Raw genomic sequence first — 24,095 nt, 5'->3', positions numbered from 1 at the left:
TCTTCTTATGGATAGTGATATCCATCTAAAATCAAGTTAAAAACAAAAATCACCATTTTCCAAAATGTATATGGATTGGATCTTAGTAAAAAAAACGACAAATTCCACCATGATTTATTTTTAAAGCAATCGTTTGCGTAAAAAAATTGTATAAAAACCAAATAACAAATCGGTAACATTGTAGAAGAGTACCAACAGTATACTTGTAGTATTCATCTGCTATCATTAAGATAAGACTACTGCTATACGGTACGATATCCAATTATTAAATTCCGATCAGGAGGAATTTGGTTATAAATACAAGTTTAAATTATGGAGGCATGTAAAAATGATGAGTTGGCGTTACTGCACGCTCTTAAGTCAAGCAATCATAAGGCATTTGAGGTGCTCTACTACCGCTATAGCCCTAGACTTTACCGTCATATACTGAACTTAGTCAAAGTACCTACCTGTGCAGAAGAAATTCTTCAGGATGTATTTCAGAAATTATGGGAGAGGCGCGGTGGCATAGACCCTGAAAAGTCCTTTCAGTCTTATCTATTCACTATTGCTAAACACCTCGTGTATGATTTCTTTCACAAGGAGATCAAAAATCGAAATCTAAAAGAATTGATTATTTCCATTTCAACATCAGACTATTCCCACATTGAAGAGGAATATGCATACAAAGAATCTAAAAAAATTGTCAATCAAGCTATTGAAAACTTATCTCCAAAACGCAAACTCATTTATACCTTATGCAAAATTGAAGGGAAAAGCTATGAGGAGGTCAGTAGCTCCTTAGGTATCTCCACTTCTACGATCAGTGATCATATCGTGAAGGCCACAAAACAGATTCAGAGTTTCTGTTTGAGCAAGGAAATTACACCGTCCCTGTTAATTGCTCTTATCAGTGCCGTGTTAAATCAAAAATAAAACACTCCCTGTTTTTATAGACAAACAGATCACCTCCATCAGTATTCAAACAGCCCATTTTAAAGCCTTTTAATTTTTTTACTTTTTTTTTAAAATCAGAGCAGAGGACAGGCTCCTATTTTCCGTATTATCTATAAATAGCCAATCAGTGAAAGATTCAAAACATATAAAATTATTATTTGAAAGATATCTCAATAACCGCGCTTCAAGAGAAGAGACGGCGGAGCTATTTCAATATTTTCAGGATACGAATAACAAGCAGGCGCTTGAACAGATGATCGAGAACCAACTTGAATTTCAAGATAAAGAAGAACTTATAGACAAGATGATTTTAGACCGTGTTTTTAGTAAAATTGATCTTGACGTCGAACCACAAAAAATCAAAAGTCCTACATGGTATAAGATTACAGGTGCTGCAGCTGCTATAATACTGGTTATCTCTATCTCTTATTTATTTCTTAACCGCAGCACATACAATGATCATACAGCTACTATCATCGAACCTGGTCGCGATAAAGCAACACTTGTGCTTTCTTCCGGTAAAACGATCGTACTAGAGGATGTTGCTAATGGAAAATTAACTGAAGAGCTCGGCACAACAATTGAAAAAACAGAAAATGGCGGAATTAATTATACGGTTGAGGGAAATACCGATGTACGCGTCGCCATGAATCTTTTGAATGTACCAAAGGGCGGACAATTTCAGATAACCCTTTCTGATGGCACAAAAGTCTGGTTAAACTCAAATTCCAGCCTCAAATATCCAAGCGCATTTTCAGCCTCTGAACGCCGGGTAGAACTAACGGGTGAAGCCTACTTTGAAGTCTCAAAAAATAAACAAAAACCATTTATTGTCGAAACTTCACTTCAAAAGGTCGAAGTTTTAGGGACTAAATTCAATATCAATGCCTACGATGACGAATCTTCCACACAGACATCCCTTGCAGAAGGATCCGTAAGAGTGAGTTGCAAAAACAATACAACCTTACTAAAACCAGGCCAACAATCTACTTTAACAGATCAAAATATCGCAGTAAGATCAGTAAACCTGGATCAAGTATTAGATTGGAAAAATGGTGATTTCAATTTTTCGAATAATAACTTAAAGGAAATCATGCGTAAAATTTCGCGCTGGTATAACATTGAAGTAATTTTTGAAGGTCCTATTTCACAGGAAACCTACTTCGCTCAAATTTCTAGAAAAAAACGATTAAACGATGTACTAAGAGCACTTCAGCTTTCCGGTTCCATCAAGTATAGTATACGAAACAATAAACTGTACATATCGCAATAAACTATAACACACATTAATAACCACAGATTATGAAAGAAACCAGCCCAGCCTAAACATTTCTTCCAAAAAAAATAGCCGAAAATGCCTGCCAGCACTCTCGACTAATTTTTTACTTGGAAAACAAGAATTCATTTCAACATCAAACCAGTTAACCAATTTATAAATATATGCATTATTATTTATGTAGTAAGTATTGTATTGTCTTTTTTATTAAAGCTATGCGATACATCGGATCATTATGCAACACATCTACAAAAGTTGTGATCCTCTTAACAGCATTTATCTTTTTCACACATGTGTCCTCTGCTCAAAATGTTACCCTTAAACACAAGCAGATTACATTGTCCGAAGCATTTCAAGAGATCAGAAAACAGACAAACGTCGATTTTATCATTAAGACCAGCCAACTCGACAAAGTAAGGCCTATTCAAAATATAGATATCCAGAATAAGCCACTGAAACAGGCCCTTGAAAAGTTATTGGAACATCAGCCTTTGGTCTTTACAATTGACAATGGCATTATTGTGATTTCGGACCGAGAAAAAAAAACGCCCCTCGCCCCCGTCGTTCAAAAAAACGGTAAGGTTGAGATCGTGGGCACGGTGAAAAATGACGGAAACAATCTTTATGGTGTTAGTGTCAAAGTTAAAGATAGCCCGTCAATCGGGACAACAACAGATGGCAACGGAAGATACATTCTTGTGGTTCCCACAAATTCAACACTAATATTCTCCTATGTCGGTTATGCCAATCAGGAAATTGCCATTGCCGACAAACGTCGTATTGATGTGCAGCTAACTCCCGATCAGAGCTTAAGTGAAGTTGTTGTTGTCGGTTACGGAACACAGAAAAAAACCAGTGTTGTGGGCGCATTGGAATCTGTAAAACCGGAAACCTTACGCATACCCACTGCCAACCTTTCCAATGCATTGGGCGGCAGACTTTCGGGTGTAATCGCGGTACAACGTTCGGGCGAACCTGGTGCAGATGGGGCTAGCTTTTTCATTCGCGGTGTATCGACATTTAGCGGAGCTACCAATCCCCTGATCTTATTGGATGGTGTAGCAATCTCTAAAGGCGACTTGGACGCATTGGCACCAGAAGTTATCGAAAGCTTCTCCGTCCTTAAAGATGCTACTGCCACCGCTGTGTTTGGTACTAGGGGAGCAAACGGCGTGCTAATTATCACCACCAAAACAGGTAAAGACCTCAATAAACCTCGTATTTCAGCGCGTGCACAATCACAAATCTCAAGACCTACTTCCATCCCAAAATTTGTTGATGGTGTAAGTTATATGGAGATGTTCAATGAGGCAGTTACAGGTCGCGGTACAGGTGAAATTTTATATTCCCAAGATAAAATAAACGGCACAAGATTAGGCTTGGATCCCTATGTATATCCTAACGTTGACTGGTATAATGAAATGTTTAAGTCCCATACCATCAACAACGAGCTCAATCTAAATGTGCAAGGTGGTGGCAGCAAAATAGGTTATTTTCTCAGTGCAACCGGCAATATTAGCAACGGTTTATTGCGCAAATTTGACCTCAACTCTTTTGACAATAATGTCTCTGTCAAACGTTATAGCTTTCAGAACAATATCAATGTCAACCTTACTTCAACTACCAAAATAGCGTTAAAGCTCAATGCACAACTTCGTGATTACTATGGGGCTGGTGTGGATGCTCCAAGCGTGTTTGGCGACATTATGAATGCTAATCCCGTGGACTTCCCTATTATGTTTCCATTTACCGGTATTGACAGAAGAGACGTTCAATACGGAGGAAAAGCTGGTGGTACAGTCAACAATGGATTTGTCAATCCCTTTGCCCGCATGGTCAATGGCTATCAAAATGGTTTCCAGAGTACCCTATTGACTACCATTGACGGTGCTCAAAAACTTGATTTCATTACAAAAGGGCTAGAATTTAAAGCCTTGGTTTCCTTTAAAAACTGGAGCAACACGACAACAAAAAGAACCAGTGGTTACAATCAATACATGATTAACAGTTATGCTCCCGATCCTGCAGGTGGATATAACTATGATCTAGTCATGGTGGGGCAGCCACAAAATCTTTCCCTGGGAACCGAAACGGGTACTAGCGGTGATCGCGAAATCTATTTTCAGCCTTCCATCGAATACAACAGAACATTCGGCAATCACACCGTATCGGGATTATTTCTTTACAATACTACCGATTTTAATGTCAATAATCCAGCTGATCTAATCAGCTCGCTACCACGTAGACGCCAGGGTATTACTGGACGTGCAACTTATGGCTTCGCCAATAAATATCTTGCCGAAGTCAACTTTGGCTACAATGGTTCCGAAAACTTTGCCACTGGGAGTCGCTTTGGTTTCTTCCCTTCCGTTGGTTTGGGCTATGTACTCAGTAATGAAAAGTTTTTTACCGATTTATTTCCTGCTGTCAGTAATTTAAAAATTAGAGGTAGCTGGGGTAAAGTTGGTAATGATCAGATTGGCGGCGGACGTTTCCCTTATCTTTCAGACCTCAAATTGGATGGAGCATCGTTTACAACCGGTATCGATCAGAATACAACTTATACAGGCCCTACATACCTACAATTTGCAAACCCATTGATTTCATGGGAAGTTGCAGAGAAGAAAAATATTGGTGTGGACCTGGGTATTCTTAACAATAAGTTTAATATTGTGTTCGACCTATACCAGGAAGATAGAACCAATATCTTCGTTGACCGTTCGGCAACAATCCCTAACGTATTTGGTACTGCAGGAACGAAAGTGTATGGCAATGTTGGTGAGGTAAGAAATAGGGGATTTGATTTCTCCCTAGAATGGAACAAAAGCGAAAAAGATTGGGGAATATCGATGCGTGGAACCTTTACTTATGCACATAATACCGTTCTGAAAAATAATGAACCGGCCTTTACCAAATACCGCAACCTATCTCAAATCGGGTATTCCATTGGCACAAACCTAGGCTATCTTGCCGAACGGTTATTTATTGATCAGGCCGAAATAGACAACAGTCCATTACAACAGCTAGGCGGTTTTGTAGCTCCTGGAGACATCAAATATAAAGATCTAACCAATGATATCGATGGTCTAAATCTGATCAATAGCGATGATAGAGTTCGCATGGGTTATCCAACAACACCTGAAATCGTCTATGGTTTGAGCACTTCTATCAATTACAAAAAGTTTGATTTTTCCTTTTTATTACAGGGAGTTGATAGAACTTCTTTTATGATCAGTGGTTTTCATCCATTTGGAAATCAAGGTGTGCGCAATGTATTGCAGTTTATTGCCGAGGACCGCTGGAGTCCTGAAAACCCTAACATATTTGCTGCTTACCCACGGCTGAGCAAATTGGACAATCTCAACAATACCGAAGCTTCTTCTTATTGGCTGAGAAATGGGGCATTCCTAAAACTCAGAAGTGCTGAGATTGGATATTCACACAAATTTGCACGCATTTTTCTAAGTGGTTATAATCTATTGACCTTCTCCAAGTTCAAACTTTGGGATCCTGAACAAGGTGGAGGCAATGGTTTGGGATATCCGACACAGCAAGTATTCAATCTCGGAGTCCAACTTCGTTTCAATTAGAACAACTTCGAGATTAAAACTATCAGTAGAATTTTAAAATGATTTATCAGATGAAAAGAAAATATATAGGCTACTTTGCATTATTTGCATGCGCGACTTTTTTGACCACCACTTCCTGCAGCAAATTCTTGGATATCGTCCCAGATGAGCGTCCTTCCGAAGCAGATGCCTTTCGTGATCCAAATTCAGCCAAAGGTTATTTGTACTCCTGCTATGCGTGGATTCCGAATTCACGGGTAGGGACCTCTTCCATTGATTTGATGACTTCTGACGAGGTAACGACTGCTTTTGAACATGAAACCTTCGCCCGATTTCCCCGTGGGCAATATACGGCCTCAAGTCCTGTCATTTCCTACTGGGATAACCTTTACAAAGGAATAAGACAATGCTATATCTTAATTCGCAATGTAGATAAAGTCCCTGGGATAGATCCACAGGAGGCGGCACAATATAAAGCTGAAGCCAATTTCCTGATCGGCTTTTATCATTTCTTACTGGTCCGGATGTACGGTCCAGTCGTTATTGCAGACCAAGAGTTTGACGTCAATGCCCCTTCTTCAGCGTATCCCAAACGTTCGACTTATGATGCCTGCGTTGATTTTATTATCAAAAAGCTGGATGAGACTGCTGGACAGTTACCTGCTCTTCGTGCTGCGGATGAGTGGGGTCGTGCTTCCTCGGTTATTGCCAAAGCGCTAAAGGCTAGGGTATTGCTTTATGCAGCATCACCGCTCTTTAATGGCGGTGGAGGTGATAAACAGAGCTTCTATGCCAATTTCAAAAATTTGGATGGCACAGCATTGATCAGTACTACCTTCGACAAAGAAAAATGGCGCCGTGCAGCCCTAGCGGCTAAAGAAGCCATTGATGCAGCTGAACAAAATGGAGCTTCACTGTATAAAAACAGCACCTACAATACCGTACTACCAGCTAATCCTATTGAAAAGGACTTACGCCTTACTTTTATTGACAAAGCCAATACCAAAGAAGTGATTTGGGCGGAAACACGTCGGGAAGGTCTCTACGATTTTCAAAATAAATCTACTCCCTTTCTTAGCGGCGCACAAGGTGAGTCGTATAACGGTGTATCCCCGACCCTCGCTCTGATCGAATCGTTTTATAGTAAAAATGGTTTACCGATTGACAAAGACCCCAATTATGACTACAATGGACGATACGGTATAACAAGTACGCCGAATGGCAATACATTATCGTTAAATCTAAATAGAGAACCACGCTTTAATGCATGGATTGCATATCACAACAGCTACTATGAAGTGGTTAGAGGGAGTGCCAATCAAATCCTTGTTCAGTTTAGGAAAAATGACAATTGCGGCATCCAAGGACGGTCTAATAACTACTCACCAACAGGATATCTCAACAAAAAAGGTATTGCACCTGAATTGAACCAAAGCAGATTGCAGGTCTCCGTCAATTATCCATGGCCTGTGATACGTCTAGCAGAATTGTACCTGAACTACGCGGAGGCGCTGATCGAATACGGTCAGGATCTGAATACGGCCAAACAATATATTGACCGCGTTCGGGTCCGTGCGGGCATCCCAACAATTGATGTCGCATGGGCTCCAATTGGCGGGGCAACGAATCAGGCAACACTACGTTCCATCGTCAGACAAGAACGTACTATTGAACTTTACTTGGAAGGCCATCGCTTCTGGGATTTAAGACGTTGGATGATCGCCGATCAATACCTCAACCAACAGGCGAAAGGAATGAATATACAAGGAGCTACCGATACAGAATTTTTCAAAATAACAACGGTCGTTTTTCCACGTAGTTTTAGTCAGCGTAATTATTTAATGCCTATACCACAGGAAGAGATCAATAAAAACGAGGAATTGGTACAAAATCCCGGTTATTAATTAATTTAATGAATTGCACAAGATGAAATACAATATCGGAATATTCGCTCTACTCTTTTTAGCTGTAGCGTGTAAAAAAGACGAAATAAAAATGACCAAGCCACCACAACTGGTTTCGATTGAAGCTGAACCACGTATTGGCGGAACTCTCCTGAAATGGAAACTTCCTTCAGATAACAATTATCTTTATGGACAGATCACATATAAAAAAGTGGGATCAAAAGATCCCGATAAAATCTATAAAATCAATATAAGTTCTTTTGCCGACACCATGCGGATCGATGGATTGATCAACAAATATGAATATGTCTTCAACGTCCAATTGTTCAATCAAGACAAGAAAACAAGCATTGGGGGAGATATCATAAGCAGCAATAGTGTTCGGCCAATTGTCAGGCCTTCGGAAGTGACCTATTTCCCGAACGAGTTAACTAAAATACAGGTGACCGATAATATGGTAGAAACCTACACGCAGGAAAACAGCGAGGGACCCAAAAAGAATTTATTTGACGGCGATAAGAATACATATTGGCATACAGCATGGTCTGCAAATACAGCCCCTCTTCCGCACTGGATCCAATTAAATTTTCCCCAAGAAGAAGAGATTGGCGCCATAAAGTACTTCTTCAGACAAAACAATAGCGACGAAGCTGGACGTCCGAAACAATGGGGAATAGAAATAAGTTCAGACGGCCAGCAGTGGACAAGAGTGTTTACATCAAAGGATAATCTTTCCACATCAAATGTAGCTGAAGAGCAAAGTTTGGCTTTTGATAAAAACTATAAGGCCAAATTTTTCCGGTTAATGATCCTTAAAAACGGCGGGAAAAGTTATACCCATCTGGGTGAAATGAATGTCTACCGGATGCGCTCTTCTATCATCGACAAAGAAAAGGAAGCTGAAGATAATTATTGACCATCATCACAAAGATTTTTTTTCTAATCATCAATGGTGCTCAAAAGAGCACAACGACGGAGGTAGAAATACCTCCGTTTTACTTTTCGCTCTAGTATATCATCAACATTCAAACAAGCTCCAAAATGCTCTGAGGTCAAATTTCCGCTATAGCATCAGCCTATGTGAAGAAGCGATCCCCAGCAAAAAAATAAAAAACTTTTTTATTACCTTAGATAAATAAATCGAACAAGAAAACAACTTGTTTTTTCATTAACTATAGTTTACATATATGAAATTATATGCCTTTGTATTGGGAGTAGGTTTACTTCCAGCCGTAGGATTATGTCAAAAGACCGTCACCCCTGGGAGCAGCGATATCAATACCAACTATATAAAACCAGAAAAATCACTGTATACGGTCTATTATGTTAAAGATAACAATTGGGACAAACAAGGATCACTGACCTACGATATTGTAGCGGCCAACAATCAGCTGACCTTAACCAATACCTATGTTCCGAAAGACAATGCCTGGACTTCGATACGCACGACGACTGCCGACGCAAAAACACTTCGGTCTATCAGCTATTCTAGCGATGGCAAGGAAACAAAAGTAAACCTCAACTTTGGAGAAACAATTACAGGTAATTATTATTCGAAGAAAACGAAAAAGGAAAAAAAGATCAACTTACAGCCAACTAGACCTTTTGTGGATTTTAACTGGACAGATCACCTGATTTCAACTCTCCCTTTAGACCTAGGGTATAAAGCGCGCATCCCGCAATTTTATTATAATAGTGATTCGGACATTTTCGTCGAAGACTATACCATCAAGGAAGTAAAAAGCTACAGTTATGGCTCCCCAAAAACAGGTAAACACGACAGTTGGCTGGTTACACTTTTAGAAGAAAGTACCGGAGCCATCTATAATTATGTCATCGATAAGAAAGATCGCCGATTATGGCAAAGGGAAATGTCCATGGGAAACGGCAAATGGGAAATTACCGTAAACGAAGAACTGGACTATCAACCTATTAAAAATAGATTTAACAAAGAACAGGCTGCCCAACAGATTTCCCAGGGTAACAGTGTTATTATCGGAACGGCTTACGCTCGATCTAGCTCCGGAAAAAAACTTGGCGGACTCGTGAATACCGCCAAAAAGCAATATGCCCCAAAAGGTACAGAAATTACGCTCTTCGCCAACTCCGCCTATTACGAAGAATGGCTGGAAGTCAATAAAAAGATCCGAAAACAGAAAAAGGTGCAGGAAGTTCCATTGGATCCCGATTTTGGCTATGCTATTAAAAAAGCAAAGGTGTATGATGATGAGGGGCATTTCGAATTTGCAGATCTCATGCCAGGTGCATACGTGATTATGGCGAGCTTCGATTTTACCAATTCTTACAACTATTCCTATGTATCAGGCTACACCAATTATTATAACTATTGGGGTTATACAGGTTCCACGACAAATTATGGTACGGCAAGATCATCCTATGTCGACAAAGCCAATGTTGAAAAGCACGTCACCATTGACAAAGACGGTGAAAAGAAAGAGGTAAATTTAAAGGAAATGTAATCAAAAAAATGCCGTTAAGCTCCTTTGTTTGACGGCATTTTTTATGCGTTTTAAAACGTATTTCTAAGACGATCAAATCTTCGACCCTTCAGTTACCCATCCATTTACTTTTTTCGAAGTTCAAATATACCGGTCTATGCTAATGGGAAAGTTATCGGCAGTCCGCAGTAGAAAACAGGCAGCCGCTCCTACCCAGACCGAATAATCGAACGTCGATTTAATTCCTAACGAGAGGGTCATCACCACCCCAAAGCAGATCAGTAGAATCCCGGCAACGAATGCAGTAAAACGCAGTTTATAGCCGATCAGCAATAGGATTGCTAAGACAACCTCTAATAATGTTGCGCCGATAGCAAGTATATTACCGAAAGTTTCAGGCACAAAAAAATTAAGGGTATTTGAATAGGCTACAAAATTGGCCCAATTTCCCCAGGAAACATGTGATGCCCCCGGTACCCCCCACAGCCCCAAACGATCTGCGACAGCAGACAGAAACGCTGTAGATACAGCTAAACGTACAAAAAGTTGACTATACATGGTATGAATTATATAAATAGGGTATAAACGATATAAACCAAATTTAAAAGAACAAAAACAGTCCAAACTTAAACCAGTTTAAGAAATTTGTTTCAACCATTCAATACCGACTAAGACACTCCTTATTGTCGTACCGGTGTTGTCCCTTCACATCCACGTCTATCGTTCGGCGATCACCTGTCTAAACCCATTGCACAGTTAAATCAATAAGGCTGCCAGCACTCATGTGCTGTACAGCCTTATACATCAATTAATACGAATAAGAATTTAATATCATGTGTCTACCCCAGTAAATGATACCACACTGTTATAATGACGACCAAGATGCTCAATAGTCCCAATGGAAATAAAAATTATAAACAAAAAAATAATATCGTCATAAGATGATCGATCTATCACAACTGCCATGTTTTACTGCTAATTGCTCACAATAGCTATATCGCATGTCAACAAACCAAAGTACAATGCTATATTTCACTAAGTCCATAGAAAATTTACTACAGCTGCAGGGTTAATTCCTGCTGCTGTTGGTTTCTAAAAATGAACACCTTCGGCTGGTCAGCGTGTACATGCTTTTTTATCGCTTGTTGCAGGTCTATTAATTGATCTATTTTCTCGCCCTGATAATTCAATACAACATCGCCGACACGCAAACCGCTTTTGTAAAGATTGCCTTTTTCATCCAACTCGAGCAGCAGCACGCCGTTTATCGCGGGTAGGCCTGCGGCCGACTGCTCCCCCAAAGTCTCCACTGATTTAAATACCCCCGACTTCCAGGACCATCTGCTCCCCTGCTCCTTTGCTTCGGATTGGATCAACTGAGGTATTTCAGGACTAGCGGCAAGAGTTTTAAGTTTTTTACTGGTAACGCCAAAATGCAGCATGTCAAAATTTTTAAAATCCTGATCCTTCCAGTTTTTCAACCGGAAATCACCATGTGCGGGATTCGTAAAGTTCAATTGAATAACCCGACCATGTTTTTCTATGCCTTTCGCTCGATCTTTGTCGAGGTCATCCTGCCGTCCGTAAATATTATGGTCTACCTCTTCCCCCCAATACTTGACCTGTATATCCTGATGGGACTCCATCACGATATTATTACGGAATACATCGTGACTATGCTGAAACCATACATGAGGATGAAAACCATTGTTGATCATCACGTTGTTGTACACTTTGCGATAAAACCCTTCTCTTAGTTTTAGTCCTCCACTTAAACAAAGGTTATTGTAAATTTCATAATTGGAAGATCCGTCATCCAAATCAATATCCCAACCGTGATCACAGCGAAATCTATTATCATGAATTTTGGTTGTTTTGACTGCGTCCAGCAATATTAAATTGGGATGTTTCCCGGTCAGTTCATCCATCTCCTTTCGATTGGGATGCCAAAAACGGTCGCGCCCCCATGAGTTGAAGGCTCCATGATCACTGGTTTCCAGGACTGTATTAAAAACATCATTGTAAGCGATCTCATGACCGCCCCAAGTCCCATCACCTACATTAATACCTGCTCTAGGAACATTGTAAATGGTATTATGCAAAATTCGTAGCGATTCAGCCATGGAGACCTGTACACCTGCCACTTGTTTTTCGATCAAGCCAATGTCATGGATCAGATTGTCACTTGCCTCACAGTCCATGGGGTAATTATTGGTTTTTGGCCCTTTGATGGTATCCATTTGGTCAAATGGGACAAATTTTTCATATCGAAATTCCGGTGAGCGTACTGCCGCTGGATCTCCTACAAAATTGATCGCTCCGGCACCGATCTGTTCAATCCGGTTGCCTTCGATTTTGACCCCGCGATTGTAATTATTAACAAATATTGCATTGCCGCCCAAAGCGATAAAATCATTCGCGCGGAAGATACAGTTTTCCGCACCTTCAATCTTTACTGCTCCCTGTCGATAGATCGTCCAATCACTACGTAAGAGTGGTTCGCTTGTTTTCATAAAGGTAGGAGCAGTATACATGAAGCGAAGGCCACTAACCTCAATATCATGCACTGGACTGAAAGATGAACCTGAAAGATAGATTAGATTTTCCAATTGTGGCGCTACAAACTTCAGCTGGTTGGGATTAATTCCTTTAGCAGGCATATAATATAAGCGTGCCTTCTCCACATCCAAATACCACTCCTGAAAGGTATCGAGTTCTTCAAAGATATTTTCTACAAAGCGATAGGTCTCGTGCATTTTGCTGGGACGATTATTTTGCTGTCCACCTTCAAGTGTAACAGTTGATAATCCGTCTTTTCCTGTAATCTGATAATGGAACCCTCCCCAGCGACCAGCATGCAAAGCATGTACAATTCCCCCCTTAGGGTTCTTCCAGGTTGCTACACGTTCGGGACTTAATGCATCTGCAGCGTAGCCTTGAAATGGCAAGACTGTAGGATCGTAGTTTGGATAACGTGCCCGGACAAGATGCTTATCATTTGCATATAGACTTTGGAAGTTTACTCCACTTGGGACCTTAGCCTCCCAAATACCATGATCGCCCTGTTTCCATTTGAGGTTAAGCGATTTGGCACCACTCAGCGTAACTTGTGCTCCTTCCTCAGCTTTGATCCGCAAGGGTTGTCTTCTTGTGCCCGATACCCCGGCAGACAATTCAATCGGTTTATCCAGCTGGTAGGTGCCCGCCATAAAGATGATTTCGATGTCTGGTGTATTTTTTCCTTGTTTCTGTTTTTCTACCGATCGCAGTGCGGCTTCAGCTGTGGCATAGGGACTGCCCATGGTTCCTTGGTTTCTATCACTTCCTTTTGTACTGATGTAAATACGTTTTACCGAGCCAGACTGTTGCCCATGCACGCTAAGTGAAGCGACACCGGTAAGGCCAATAAATAATAATTTTGGAAATAACATACAAGATATCTTCATAATTTTAATCGTTCATATAATTTTAGCTGGATTATATCAACTATAAACCAGCTATATAGTAAGGTCTATAAGTCAATAAACAGCAAATTCGCTCAGATTAGTTCTTTTTTCGCTCTGCTGTTGCTTTCAACAAAATTTCTTTACTGGCAGCCGGCACATTTCCGTTAGCATCAGGTCCAATATTGAGCAGCAAATTCCCGCCTTTTTCATTTATCTCGCGCAGCTTAGTATTTACTTCTGTAGGAGATTTCCAATTATTATCTGATTTTTTATATCCCCAAGAATTATTCAAGGTATAACAGGCTTCCCAATCGTAATCCAGTAACGTTCCAGGATGTTCTTGTTCAGGCGTTCCAAAATCACGCTTAAATTGATCCCGCTTTGCTACGCGGTTATTAATGATTAGAGTGGGTTTTAATTTGCGTAGATATTGATAAAGATCTTCTCCCGCGGCCATATCCCACCAATTCACCCAGTCCCCATCAAACCACAGGATGTCAGTATCATACTTAACAACCAATTCTTTCAATTGATTTTTCATGTATTGAATATAAGCGGCTTTCTGTTCCGGCTTAATGAGAATCTGGCCCCAGTCGCCTTTACCATTGGGATCAACATATTGCGAATCGTGATGCCAGTCGATAATACTGTAGTAGGTACCAAATCTAATCCCAGCTTTCTTACAAGCTATGGACAACTCCCGCACGAGATCTCTTCCTTTCATTGGCGTCGAAGCGATATCATAATCTGTATAGGGGGAATCCCACAGACAAAACCCCTCATGATGTTTGGTCGTCAGGACGATATATTTCATTCCAGCATCCTTAGCCAATTGAACAATACGATCCGCATTGAAGTCCTTAGGATTCCAGGTGTTGATCAGTTCCGAATATGCTGCCTTCGGAATATTCATTTCCGATTGTATCCATTCGGCATATCCTTTGGTTGAATCCCCATTATACATCCCTCCAAGTTGACTATAAAGCCCAAAATGAATAAACATTCCGTACTTTGCTTCCCTAAACCAATGCATCCGTTCATCAAAATCCTTTTTGGATTCCTGCAAATAATTAACTTGGGCGTTTCCCATGTTCATAAACAACATGGCTAGTAGAGAAAGAATACAATGCGTTGCTTTTATCATATTTATTTTAATTGGTTAATCCAACAAGCTCAAGCAGCTGTCAAATCTTCTGTTGGTGCCACACACACATTCTGCAAAATGCTAAACCATTCTGCTATTGCAAAATAAATATAAAAAATATGAAGAATACTTTTTATTTATTTCAAATAAGTTACGCTTAATGGACAGGCCTGTACCAGTCACAATTTTATAAGAAATAAATACTTTCAAAGCGGCTTATCAAACAAGCTATCTACTATAAAATTTAATGTAAATTCATTCCAAAAAGGATTTATATTTAGTAAATATTTCATTTAACACCATACTATAGATTAAAATTATGAGTTTAAAAACCTTAATCACAAAAAGTGCTGAATATAACAACTGGGTCGTCAATAAATACATCAATTGGTTGGCTGATAAATCAGATGACCAACTTAACCAAGAGGTACCTTCAAGTTTCCCGACCATTTTGAAGACCTTAAATCACATCTTGCAGACACAGGAATATTGGTGGAGCCACATTGCGGAAAGCAATGATTTTGATTTTGAGAAAAAGCGAGCCACAAAAGAAGAAATATTTGAAGCACTACAAAGAAGTTCAGCTCAACTCGTGGATTACATACACAAACTAACCGAGCTGGATCTTGAAAAAAATATCAAAGTGGAATCACCATGGTTTCAATGTGACTTCACGAAGTATGAATACATACAACAGCTTATCCTCCACGGAACATATCATAGGGGACAGATCGTTACAATGGGCAGAGCTATTGGAATAACGGATGCTCCAATGACAGACTTTAATTATTGGAATATTTATAAAGATCAACAATAGGGATTTGAGCACTGCCATGGACAAAATTACCAGTAAAGTACAGATCCGAGAAATTGTCGCAGCGGCGAAACAGCAAGGACAGCAATCCGGTATAGAATCCTTTATGTTAAGCTTACAAGCGTGTTTACTGAAAAAGAAAGTTCGTTTTCCCCTTCTGGAGTTTGCGGCCAGGGAAATTATGCTATTCGTACCTGAAACCGAGCAGTTACACTTGACAGATCGTCTCATTGCCACAACAGAAATGGGAAGTTATGTTTTAACGGGAATAATTCTCCAGCAACGTCTCCCCGAACACTTCGAACAATCCATCCATAAAGCCTGTACCTATATAACCATAGGTAATCAATGGTACGTCTGTGATATCATCGGCGAACGCGTAATTGGTCATGCGCTGTTGACTTCGCCTAAAAAAGCAATACCTCTATTAGAAGAATTAGCTCATCATTCTGACAAATGGATTGTCCGAACAATTGGTGTAGCTACACATTATGCCGTAAAAAAAGGCCTATCAGCCACATACGTAAACATTTTATTGAAGCTACTGATTTCATTGTCAAACACAACAGATTTTCATGTAAAAAAGGGAATTGGCTGGGGAGCCAAAACAATAGCAAAATTCCATCCCGATCTTGTTGCTTGCTACAGTAAAGCAATTGAATCGCCAGAAACCAAACAATGGTTTCGGACAAAAATTACGATTGGTCTCAATCGCCACAACTTGAGGACTAAACAGAATCGGCAGGAGGATACGACGATTCATCTTAATCAATGAAATGAATGCGTGATTTTCTTTGCGATAATTATACATCAAGAAAGAACTATACAGCAGGAAAGGCGAAGTCTACAATTAAACCTCGCCTTTCTATAAACCTTTAGTCCATATGTAACCACGCCCTCGGTTATTGGTCTTTTTTCATTGTTCCTTTTTCACGAAGGTTGATATGCCAGCTAAAAGCCTCTTCTAACAAATGTGGTGTATGCCCCCCTCTCTCACAAGCGCGGTTATAATAATCTAATAGCTGCTCTTTGTAATCGGGATGTACACAGTTCGCTATAATTACTTTCGCTCGCTCGCGAGGCGCTAAACCACGTAAATCTGCCAAGCCATAATCTGTTACCAAAATATCGACATCATGTTCGGTATGATCCACATGGGAAACCATAGGAACAATATGAGAAATTGCATCTCCTTTAGAGGCCGACTGTGTGACAAAGATGCTCAAATAAGCATTGCGTGCAAAGTCACCCGACCCGCCGATACCATTCATGATATTTGTTCCTGAAGTATGGGTAGAATTTACGTTTCCATAAATATCAAACTCTATGGCTGTATTAATTGCTATAATCCCCAAACGTTTGATCAGTCCAGGTGTATTGGAAATATTCTGTGGGCGCAATACAATTTTATCACGGTATCGATCCAAATGATCGAACACTCTTGAATAACACTCTTCGGAAACAGTAATTGAAGAAGCAGAAGCAAAATCCAGTTTTCCGGCATCGATAAGGTCAAAGGTGCTATCTTGCAACACTTCAGAAAACATCGTTAGATTACGGAACTTACTATGTATAAATCCCGTCAGAACAGCGTTAGCTACTTTTCCAATACCCGCTTGAAGTGGCATCAAGCTTTCTGACAAATGGCCTAGCGCTACCTCATTTTCGAAAAACTGCAAAATATGCTTCGCTATCGCTGTTGTTTTGGTATCCGGTTCAGCAATATCGGCAGGGCTATCAAGCTCATTCGTAAACACAATTCCCACCACCTTGCTCGCGTCCAAAGGAATAGTTTTACGTCCAATTTTATTTTCTGGAGCTACGATTGGAATAACATTACGCCGAGGGTAATCTTCGGCTTGGTAAATATCATGTATTCCTTTAATAGTCACCGGTATCGCAGTATTGACTTCCAAAATAACCTGCTTAGCCAATGCAGCAAAAGTTGCCGAATTTCCCACAGAAGTCGTTGGAACAATACTTCCATCCGATTCTATTGCTGCTACTTCCAAAACAGCAATATCCACCTGAGGCAAATTCTTATTGTGCAGCAATTCGGCCGTTTCGCTTAGATGCTGATCAATAAACAACACATCTCCAGCATTAATTTTATGACGTAAAATACGATCCACCTGAAAGGGCATCCGCTTGGATAATGCTCCCGCTTCCGCCAATTTACCGTCTGTTCCGTGTCCCAACGAAGCCCCAGTAATCAAGGTTATTTTCAATGGATCCACTTTTGCACGTTCAGCCAAGGCAGGTAACACCACCTTACTGTCTCCAGCCTTGGTAAAACCACTCGACCCAACGACCATTCCGTTTTGAAATAGTTTAGCAGCTTCTTCTGCTGTAATCACTTTATCATGTAAGCTTTGAACTTTTATTCTTTCGTAAGCCATATTTTTATAGTTTGATTTTATTCCATTATTGTAAACTTAAGAAATTGAAATCTATATATTTCCCTTCGTTGAAAAGTTCTTTGCTATAATTTGCAACCTCTTAACCAAACAATTTTAGCACTTTTTTCAACTGCATATTTATTATCATTTGACACAAAATTATCCAAAGGTGACTAAAAATACGCAACGCACTACAAATCAAAAATATACAACAAATCATAATAAAAAAATAGTTTATATCACACGCATGTATAATATATATCACACTGAAAACAAACAACTTACAACAATAAAAATAAAACCAAAGTAAGTAAAGACTAACTCGCTAGTCGATTAATTGCCATTTTAACGTAAGCATACACTCACTTTCAAGAAGTAAAGGTGGGGTCTAGTAAAAAAGTCTTACCTTTGTGACATCGTATTATAGGTTAAAATGAATACACAAGATATAAGTACAGATGCCAAATATGTCAACCGTTATTATATGACGGAAGTAGACTCATTTGAAGATAGCATTTACTGTCATCACGCTATTATAGCAGAGAACCATATTTCCGAACATTGCCATGATAAGGATCAATTTCTATATACAGAAGGCGGTGTCGTATTTGTTAAAACAGAGGAAAAATCGTATTTTCTACCTGCCCGTCATTATTTGTGGATTCCTGCTGGCATAAAACATAGTATTCATCCAAGTACCCCTGAGGTCGTTATGCGTAATTTATATTTTCCCAAAGCCGCTAATGACGCCCCCTTCTACAGTAAAATGGGGATTTATCCAGTAAATGATCTTTTGATAGAGCTGATTATGTTTACCAACCGCTGGAATGGCAATATCTTTCCGGTCGAAGAACCTAAATATAGTATCGCTACAGCATTCAAGCTTATCCTGCCGGAACTATCGCTGCATGAGCTTCCATTAGCCTTGCCTTATCCTAGTCATCAGAAATTAAAGGATATTGTCACTTACCTCGAAGAAAATATAGAGGAAAATGTCAGCTTTAAAAAACTTGCCGGATTATTTAACATTAGTGAACGCACATTGGCTAGACTATTTCAAAAGGAATTAAATATGTCTTTTATCCAATACTACACGATCCTCAGAATGCTGACCGCACTTAAGCTCCTTTTGGACGAAAAACTAAGCGTAAATGAAGTTGCGCTCAAAGTTGGATACAATAGCCTTCCCACATTTAGTAACACATTCAATAAGGTCGTCGGCATCCGTCCAAGCGAATATGTCAAACAAAAAGAATTGCTTATTTAAAAATGTTTACCTAATTTAGGTCAATAAACCTAATTCAGGATGAAATTCAAACATATCATTTACAGTGCTGGAATCCTATTGCTTAGCACTTCTTTATTTGCCAAATCTCAAGATAAGAAACCCAAACCCATTCAGTTATTTAATGGGAAAGATTTGAAGAACTGGACTCCAAAAATCAGAAACCACAAAGTTGGCGATAATTATAAAAATACATTTCGTGTAGAAGACGGTTTACTCAAGGTAAGATATGATGGTTATGATAATTTCAATTTTCAGTATGGCCATCTGTTCTACAATAAAGAGTTCTCAGCGTATTTGTTGCGCGTCACTTACAGATTTGTCGGTGAACAGGTAAATGGTGGAGAAGGTTGGGCTTGGCGTAATAGCGGAGCCATGCTACATGGACAGGATCCTAATACCATGGGTGTGGATCAAGACTTTCCAATATCTATCGAAGGGCAACTGCTGGGTGGAAATGGCAAGGACGAACGGACCACAAGTAATCTTTGTACACCAGGCACAAACGTTGTGATCGACAATAAGCTATTCACACCACATTGCATCAGCTCAACATCAAAAACCTATGCTGGAGATCAATGGGTAACTGCTGATTTCTTGGTGTTGGGAGACTCTCTTGTGCAACATATCCTTGAAAACAAGGTCGTATTACAGTATACTAAACCCCAAATTGGTGGCGGCAATGTAAGTGGTTTCGATCCCAAAGTGAAGAAAGATGGACAGCTTTTACACAAGGGTACTATTTCACTTCAGAGTGAGAGCCATCCCATTGATTTCAAAAAAGTGGAACTTTACGATTTAGAACCTTACATGAAAGATCCCAACAAATTGAAAAAGATCATCGCAGAGCTACTTCCAAATTTACAGCAATAAATACACTGCAAATTTCAGTTTTAAAATAAAAAAGCATCGGTATTCGATGCTTTTTTATTTACTATTCGCTTGGAAAGAGAAATCCAAAGTATATAACATAAAGAAAAGGGATACAGCGAGCTGTACCCCTCTATATCTATACGAAAAGCTTACGCTAAACCGTTAACAAATTTTGTTAACTTCGATTTGTTGTTAGAAGCTTTTTTCTTGTGGATCACATTTTTCTTTGCCAAACGATCAAGCATAGAAATTACGCGTGGTAACAATGTTTTTGCTTCTTCTGCAGAAGTAGTATGACGTAATTTTTTGATTGCGTTACGTGTAGTTTTTGCTTGGTAACGGTTTCTTAAACGTTTAGTAGCGTTTGCTCTAATTCTTTTGATCGCTGATTTATGATTTGCCATTTTTTTTAGCTAATTTTTATTCAATTTTTTCTTGTAATTCGGACTGCAAAAATAACACCTTATTTTCAATATTCAAAATCTATTTTATTTTTTAGGTTTAGTATATTTGCGACATGCAAAAATTATCGATGGATGAACTTCAACGTACAGACGTTGAATCGTTTAAAAAACAAGAAAAAACTCCTATCACAATCGTTATGGACAATGTACGGAGCATGCATAATGTGGGCTCGGCCTTCCGTACTGCAGACGGATTTGCTATTGAAAAAATATACCTGTGTGGCATTACCGGCACACCTCCTCATCGTGAAATCGAAAAGACGGCCCTCGGGGCAACCCAATCGGTCGCTTGGGAATACCACAGAGATACCTCAGCTGTTGTAGATCAGCTTCGGACAGAAGGCTATGTCATTATTGCCATCGAGCAAGCAGATGATAGTGTTATGTTACATCAGTTTGAACCAGAAAATGACAAAAAGTATGCGCTGATTTTTGGAAATGAGGTTAATGGAGTAGATGAGGATGTCATGGAAAAAATTGATACCTGCATCGAAATCCCCCAATACGGGACCAAACATTCCTTAAATGTATCTGTCGCAATTGGCATTATTCTTTGGGATTTTATCCAAAAACGCAATTTCAATTAAAAATTTATCAATAAAGGTCACATTCCTATTCACATTGCTTCCATTTTAGAAAGCAAAATAGTAGATTTGTGTGCAAAATTTAAAGAAGAAATGAGTGTATTAGTTAATAAAGATTCAAAAGTAATCGTTCAAGGTTTCACTGGAAACGAAGGTACTTACCATGCTACTCAAATGATTGAGTACGGAACAAATGTAGTTGGTGGTGTTACTCCTGGTAAAGGTGGTCAACAACACTTAGACCGTCCTGTATTCAATACTGTGCAAGATGCAGTAGACGCTACAGGAGCTAATGTTTCTATTATTTTTGTACCTCCAGCATTTGCTGCAGATGCGATCATGGAAGCTGCCGCTGCTGGTATCGAAGTGATTGTTTGTATTACAGAAGGTATACCAACAAAAGATATGATCCAAGTAAAATCTTACTTGAGCGACAAAAACTCTCGTTTGATCGGTCCTAACTGCCCAGGTATTATCACTGCAGGAGAAGCTAAAATCGGTATCATGCCAGGATTTATCTTCAAAAAAGGTAATGTGGGTGTTGTTTCTAAATCAGGAACTTTAACTTACGAAGCCGTAGATCAAACTGTAAAAGCAGGATTAGGTATCACAACAGCAATCGGAATTGGTGGTGACCCTATCATTGGTACGACAACGAAAGAAGCTGTTGAATTATTAATGAACGACCCTGAAACTGAAGCGATCATCATGATTGGTGAAATCGGCGGTGGAATGGAAGCTGAAGCTGCTCGTTGGATCAAAGAACACGGTACTAAGCCTGTTGTTGGATTTATCGCAGGTCAAACAGCGCCTCCAGGACGTCGTATGGGACACGCTGGTGCAATTGTAGGTGGTGCAGATGACACTGCTGCAGCAAAAATGAAAATTATGCGTGAGTGTGGTATTCGTGTTGTTGAGTCTCCGGCTGAAATTGGAAAAGCAATCGCAGAAGAATTGGCTAAATAATTAGACCATCGAACATATAAAAAAAGGGAATCAAATTTGATTCCCTTTTTTTATACCTATATAATTACATTACAACATCAACTAGGCATTGCTTCGTCTGCCGATGGTCCATATAAGCCCGGTACAGCAATATCCAATAATCGCAAATAAACCGTCAACTGGCCACGATGATGAACAATATGATTATTGACAATAAAACGTATTGCTCCGGCTCGTGGCAAACGGGCGATCTCGTGATCTCCAGCTTTAAGTACCCAGTCATTAAACCAATCCGATTCAGCAATATTCTCTAGTGTTGCCTTGTTCTCTTCCAGTCCAACAGTGAGGATTGTCTTTAATTCTTCTACCGAGGATACTTTGAGAGGCTTATAATCTACTTTAAAATCAAATACGTCCTTTGGTATTGCCTTGTGTACCCAGTTATGTAACTCTACAACATGTGCGGCCAATTCGCCCAAACTCATCGATTTTTCGTGTGGACGCCAATCCAGTTTATCGTCCGGTATCCGTTCTAAAATACGTCTGGTATTTTTTGTTTCATGATCCAATTCGATCAAATAGCTCTTTTTGATACTCATATAAATATTAATTCATTAATTGAAAATCTTTTAATACGGTAACAGCATAGGGGAATTCCACAGCTTTATGTGCTGCCGATCGCGCAATTTCCCCTTCTACATAGGTTACCTTGAGCGGTAAAAATGTATTATTCAGCACATTTTCATGGAATAACGCCTCGTACCAGGTACAAGCAGCAACGAAACGTCCGTAGTTCAGGTCTAGATGATAACCATCACGCGTAAAATGATCCCCCACAAAACTCGAACGCGCATTTTGAACAGCTGTACCCGAAGGAATCAATAGATCGAAATTACCCCAGTTAAACACTTCCTGCGAAGTAGCGGCAATAGCCCTATACATGCTATCTTGGCTACGGTTATAACGAACAAAGCCTTCATGCGATGACCCATTCTGATATGCCCAAGTTTGATGCAATATATACTTCGTTTCAGGAAATAGAATATGTTTTGTTACATAATCATATAAGGGCGGTAGATCCTTCGCATACGAATCATAATCTCCTGATAGCGGACTTGCTTGCTGAAAGCTAATATAATCCCAAGCCTCATCTATAAGCGCTTCAGATAAGCGCTCATTTGCTTTCTCCGACATCTGCCCGTCAAGATTGATTTTACGGTAGCGATAAGCCGGCTTATCCTCTTTTGCGTTGCTAACATGTAAACTTAAAGGAGCCCCCCCAATATAGAGATTGCCGATTACTATCTTTTTTTTCCCAGCTTTCGCCAATTCATATAAATTCTGTTCAATAGCATCTTCCGAGAAACTATTACCGATGGCCAATATTCGTAGCACACCATCATCTAAAGATTTATTTTGTGCATTTAATCGATTATTCTTCAAAAAAAACACGATTAAAAAACCGAACACCAATACCTGTTTTACTTTTATCATAATATAATGCAATAACAACTAAATTAGATAATATCTCGTAGAAATGCGAATGATATCCCCAGAAAGAGAGATTTTATCCCATTTGCAAGCTATCAGGATAACAGTTCGGACAAGGTAGGCTAATGGTCATTACAAGTAGCTTTTGTGCGACCGTTGTCCACTTGGCTTACAATACCCCGTGACTATGACGCTACAGCATACCAAATGTGGCCAATAATACTTCTAGCAATATAAAAAAAACTCAGATACGAAAGTTTTGGAACAGACGCTACACAGTACCGCTAGACCACAGTGACGACTGCATACCCCTGCTGGCTACGTCGATTTACCATACGATAGACCACGGTGACGGTTGCATGCCCCTGACTCCGAGGATGCTCCATACCATTACAGCACAGTTGTAAACTGAACTACAGTCATCGATGGTCATGCTACTGCACCATCCGCTGTTTTAACAGTAAAGGCTAGAGGGCAGGGCTGGTCGGGGAAGTACAGGCAGGTAG

The 24,095-nt window shown here is 39.7% G+C and carries 19 protein-coding genes; 12 read left to right on the top strand and 7 right to left on the bottom strand.

The genetic code is table 11. The features are described from left to right. Window positions 1–312: 312 nt before the first annotated feature. The 6 genes from B3600_RS06025 to B3600_RS06000 all read left to right on the top strand — a co-directional run bounded on the left by B3600_RS06025 (window position 313) and on the right by B3600_RS06000 (window position 10,165). On the top strand, window positions 313–915 hold the full coding sequence (locus B3600_RS06025) for an RNA polymerase sigma factor (RefSeq protein WP_201639698.1): 603 nt from the start codon (window positions 313–315) through the stop codon (window positions 913–915). A 148-nt stretch (window positions 916–1,063) separates the two neighbouring features. After that, window positions 1,064–2,209, top strand: coding sequence for a FecR family protein (locus tag B3600_RS06020; RefSeq protein WP_286752391.1), 1,146 nt, complete (start codon window positions 1,064–1,066; stop codon window positions 2,207–2,209). 218 nt (window positions 2,210–2,427) lie between these two features. After that, window positions 2,428–5,802: a TonB-dependent receptor gene (locus B3600_RS06015; protein ID WP_286752390.1), complete on the top strand. Its 3,375-nt coding sequence runs from the start codon at window positions 2,428–2,430 to the stop codon at window positions 5,800–5,802. A gap of 50 nt (window positions 5,803–5,852) precedes the next feature. Beyond that, a complete protein-coding gene (locus tag B3600_RS06010; RefSeq protein WP_286752389.1) occupies window positions 5,853–7,685 on the top strand; it encodes a RagB/SusD family nutrient uptake outer membrane protein in 1,833 nt (610 codons plus the stop codon). 22 nt (window positions 7,686–7,707) lie between these two features. Next, window positions 7,708–8,601, top strand: coding sequence for a discoidin domain-containing protein (locus B3600_RS06005; RefSeq protein WP_286752388.1), 894 nt, complete (start codon window positions 7,708–7,710; stop codon window positions 8,599–8,601). Between the two features lie 271 nt (window positions 8,602–8,872). Further along, window positions 8,873–10,165 (top strand): hypothetical protein, encoded by a 1,293-nt coding sequence (locus tag B3600_RS06000; protein WP_112373716.1) that lies wholly within the window; start codon window positions 8,873–8,875, stop codon window positions 10,163–10,165. 120 nt (window positions 10,166–10,285) lie between these two features. Here B3600_RS06000 and B3600_RS05995 read toward each other — a convergent pair whose 3' ends face one another. The 3 genes from B3600_RS05995 to B3600_RS05985 form a co-directional block, all read right to left on the bottom strand. Next, window positions 10,286–10,702 (bottom strand): DoxX family protein, encoded by a 417-nt coding sequence (locus B3600_RS05995; protein ID WP_286752387.1) that lies wholly within the window; start codon window positions 10,700–10,702, stop codon window positions 10,286–10,288. A 497-nt stretch (window positions 10,703–11,199) separates the two neighbouring features. Next, a complete protein-coding gene (locus tag B3600_RS05990; RefSeq protein WP_286752386.1) occupies window positions 11,200–13,590 on the bottom strand; it encodes a PDZ domain-containing protein in 2,391 nt (796 codons plus the stop codon). Window positions 13,591–13,687: 97 nt separating this feature from the next. Next, window positions 13,688–14,734, bottom strand: coding sequence for an alpha-L-fucosidase (locus B3600_RS05985; protein WP_286752385.1), 1,047 nt, complete (start codon window positions 14,732–14,734; stop codon window positions 13,688–13,690). A 319-nt stretch (window positions 14,735–15,053) separates the two neighbouring features. Between B3600_RS05985 and B3600_RS05980 the strand changes: the two genes are divergently transcribed. After that, window positions 15,054–15,551 carry a DinB family protein gene (locus B3600_RS05980; protein WP_046671651.1) on the top strand — a complete coding sequence of 166 codons (498 nt, stop codon included), beginning with the start codon at window positions 15,054–15,056 and terminating at the stop codon, window positions 15,549–15,551. A gap of 16 nt (window positions 15,552–15,567) precedes the next feature. Beyond that, the gene (locus tag B3600_RS05975; RefSeq protein ID WP_286752384.1) at window positions 15,568–16,323 is read left to right on the top strand and encodes a DNA alkylation repair protein; all 756 of its coding nucleotides are present in this window, start codon (window positions 15,568–15,570) and stop codon (window positions 16,321–16,323) included. A 127-nt stretch (window positions 16,324–16,450) separates the two neighbouring features. Here the strand turns inward: B3600_RS05975 and B3600_RS05970 are convergent, their stop codons facing one another. After that, the gene (locus tag B3600_RS05970) at window positions 16,451–17,947 is read right to left on the bottom strand and encodes a succinate CoA transferase (protein ID WP_286752383.1); all 1,497 of its coding nucleotides are present in this window, start codon (window positions 17,945–17,947) and stop codon (window positions 16,451–16,453) included. 433 nt (window positions 17,948–18,380) lie between these two features. Here B3600_RS05970 and B3600_RS05965 point away from each other — a divergent pair, with 433 nt between their 5' ends. After that, on the top strand, window positions 18,381–19,214 hold the full coding sequence (locus B3600_RS05965; protein ID WP_112373721.1) for an AraC family transcriptional regulator: 834 nt from the start codon (window positions 18,381–18,383) through the stop codon (window positions 19,212–19,214). 39 nt (window positions 19,215–19,253) lie between these two features. Further along, a complete protein-coding gene (locus B3600_RS05960; protein ID WP_112373722.1) occupies window positions 19,254–20,105 on the top strand; it encodes a 3-keto-disaccharide hydrolase in 852 nt (283 codons plus the stop codon). A 149-nt stretch (window positions 20,106–20,254) separates the two neighbouring features. On the opposite strand, the gene rpsT is transcribed toward B3600_RS05960, so the two are convergent. After that, window positions 20,255–20,509, bottom strand: coding sequence for a 30S ribosomal protein S20 (gene rpsT, locus B3600_RS05955; protein ID WP_046671646.1), 255 nt, complete (start codon window positions 20,507–20,509; stop codon window positions 20,255–20,257). Window positions 20,510–20,622: 113 nt separating this feature from the next. Here rpsT and B3600_RS05950 point away from each other — a divergent pair, with 113 nt between their 5' ends. Both B3600_RS05950 and sucD read left to right on the top strand, forming a co-directional pair. Continuing rightward, the gene (locus B3600_RS05950) at window positions 20,623–21,156 is read left to right on the top strand and encodes an RNA methyltransferase (protein WP_046671645.1); all 534 of its coding nucleotides are present in this window, start codon (window positions 20,623–20,625) and stop codon (window positions 21,154–21,156) included. 90 nt (window positions 21,157–21,246) lie between these two features. Then, window positions 21,247–22,119, top strand: coding sequence for a succinate--CoA ligase subunit alpha (sucD, locus tag B3600_RS05945; protein WP_046671644.1), 873 nt, complete (start codon window positions 21,247–21,249; stop codon window positions 22,117–22,119). Window positions 22,120–22,196: 77 nt separating this feature from the next. Here sucD and B3600_RS05940 read toward each other — a convergent pair whose 3' ends face one another. Beyond that, complete coding sequence (locus B3600_RS05940; RefSeq protein WP_286752382.1) at window positions 22,197–22,697, bottom strand: DinB family protein; 501 nt, start codon at window positions 22,695–22,697, stop codon at window positions 22,197–22,199. Between the two features lie 7 nt (window positions 22,698–22,704). Continuing rightward, window positions 22,705–23,592 carry a DUF4886 domain-containing protein gene (locus tag B3600_RS05935; protein WP_286752381.1) on the bottom strand — a complete coding sequence of 296 codons (888 nt, stop codon included), beginning with the start codon at window positions 23,590–23,592 and terminating at the stop codon, window positions 22,705–22,707. Window positions 23,593–24,095: the final 503 nt, after the last annotated feature.

This window comes from Sphingobacterium sp. UBA2480, from assembly GCF_002341965.1.
Classification (GTDB): Bacteria; Bacteroidota; Bacteroidia; order Sphingobacteriales; family Sphingobacteriaceae; genus Sphingobacterium; species Sphingobacterium multivorum.
Note: the sequence above shows the minus strand (reverse complement) of the source record. Positions and strands in the feature narration are given on the sequence as shown.